Source organism: Pseudomonadota bacterium (assembly GCA_034189865.1).
Classification (GTDB): domain Bacteria; phylum Pseudomonadota; class Gammaproteobacteria; order UBA5335; family UBA5335; genus JAXHTV01.
In genome coordinates this window covers 1-1,583 of the sequence record JAXHTV010000072.1, presented here as the reverse complement: position 1 = coordinate 1,583, position 1,583 = coordinate 1, and the positions used below count along the sequence as shown (strand labels likewise).

Annotated in this window: 2 protein-coding genes; both read left to right on the top strand. The window is 60.8% G+C overall.

What is annotated here, in order from left to right; translation table 11 throughout:
• On the top strand, positions 1-1,073 hold a 1,073-nt coding region (locus SVU69_13790), incomplete at its 5' end, for a GspE/PulE family protein (GenBank protein MDY6944069.1).
• 14 nt (positions 1,074-1,087) lie between these two features.
• Positions 1,088-1,583, top strand: a 496-nt coding sequence (locus SVU69_13785) for a type II secretion system F family protein (protein ID MDY6944068.1), incomplete at its 3' end; no start/stop codon positions are given.

Genomic DNA, 1,583 nt, shown 5'->3' with positions numbered 1-1,583 from the left:
AAGAAAAGCGTGTGGCTAGCGCGTTGATCACGCGTTTGAAGCTTATGTCGGGTTTAGATATTTCCGAAAAGCGGCTTCCCCAAGACGGACGCTTCCAGGTTCTCGTCAAAGACCACCATGTTGACGTCCGCTTGTCCACGCTGCCGATCCAAGGTGGTGAGTCGGTGGTCATGCGGTTGTTGGACCAGACGGGGAATATCTTGTCGGTCGATCAACTGGGTATGCCGCCCGGGGTGAGCGAACGATATCGCCGGCTGATGAAGCGGCCGCATGGCCTGGTCCTGGTGACCGGGCCCACAGGAAGCGGTAAGACCACCACCCTGTATTCGGCGCTGAACGAAATCAACGACCCGCAGACGAAAATCATCACAGTGGAAGATCCCGTGGAGTATCGCCTGACGCGGATCAACCAGGTTCAGGTAAATCCCAAAATCGATTTAACGTTCGCTCGGGTTCTGAGAGCGGTTCTGCGTCAAGACCCCGACGTGGTCATGATTGGCGAGATGCGTGATCAAGAGACGGCCGAGATCGCCTTGCGGGCCGCCATGACGGGACACTTGGTGTTCTCGACCCTGCACACCAATGACGCCGTTTCCACGGTCAATCGCCTGATCGACATGGGCGTACCGGGGTATATGGTGGCCACCGCGCTGGAGGGGGTCATCGCCCAGCGCCTGTTGCGACGGGTCTGCGACAGTTGCCAACGGCCCTATGAGCCCACGCCCGGCGAGCGCGCGTGGCTGCGGGATTTGTTGAAGGCGGACGCCGACCGCCTGGCACTCATGACCGGAGTGGGGTGTGCCTACTGCAATAACACCGGGTACCGGGGGCGGGTGGGCGTTTACGAGTTGTTGGAAATGGATCGCGCCATGACCGATGCCTTGCGGCGCGACGACGGTGCGGCCTTTGAGCAAGCGGCGCTGGCCAGCCCCGATTTCGTGTCCCTCGCGCAGGTGGGCTTGCAATACGCGGCGCGTGGCGTGACTTCGTTGGCGGAAGTGATCCGGGCGACCGGTGGCGTGGACGAATCCTTTGATATCGCGGCGCCGGCCTCCGTTGTCACGCAAGGCTAAGGCAGGGGGCGCGCGTGGTGCGTTTTAAGTACAAAGGTCGTGACCGCCGGGGGCAAGCCCTCAGCGGCGAGGTCGAGGCCGAGAGTGCCGATGCCTTGGCCGGACAACTCATCAACAGTGGTATCACGCCGGTGGAGATTGTACCGGCCCAGGGTGGTTCCGAATGGCTACAGACGCTTCGCGGCTCACTGGCGGCTCAGCCCCCGGATTTGGTCGATCTGATGCTGTTTTGCCGCCAGATGCACACTTTGATGCGCGCCGGTATTCCCATAATTCGCGCATTGAGCGCGCTGGCGGAGTCCGTCCGTAACCCGGTGATGCTCAACACCCTGCAGGAAGTCAGCGACAGTCTGGAATCCGGGCGGGACTTGGCAGGTTCTCTGGCCCGCCATCCCGCCGTATTTTCACCGATCTTTATCAGCATCATTCGCGTCGGCGAGGAATCGGGCCGTCTGGACGAAGCGTTTATTCGTTTGTATCACTATCTTTCGTTCGAAAAGACCACGCGCG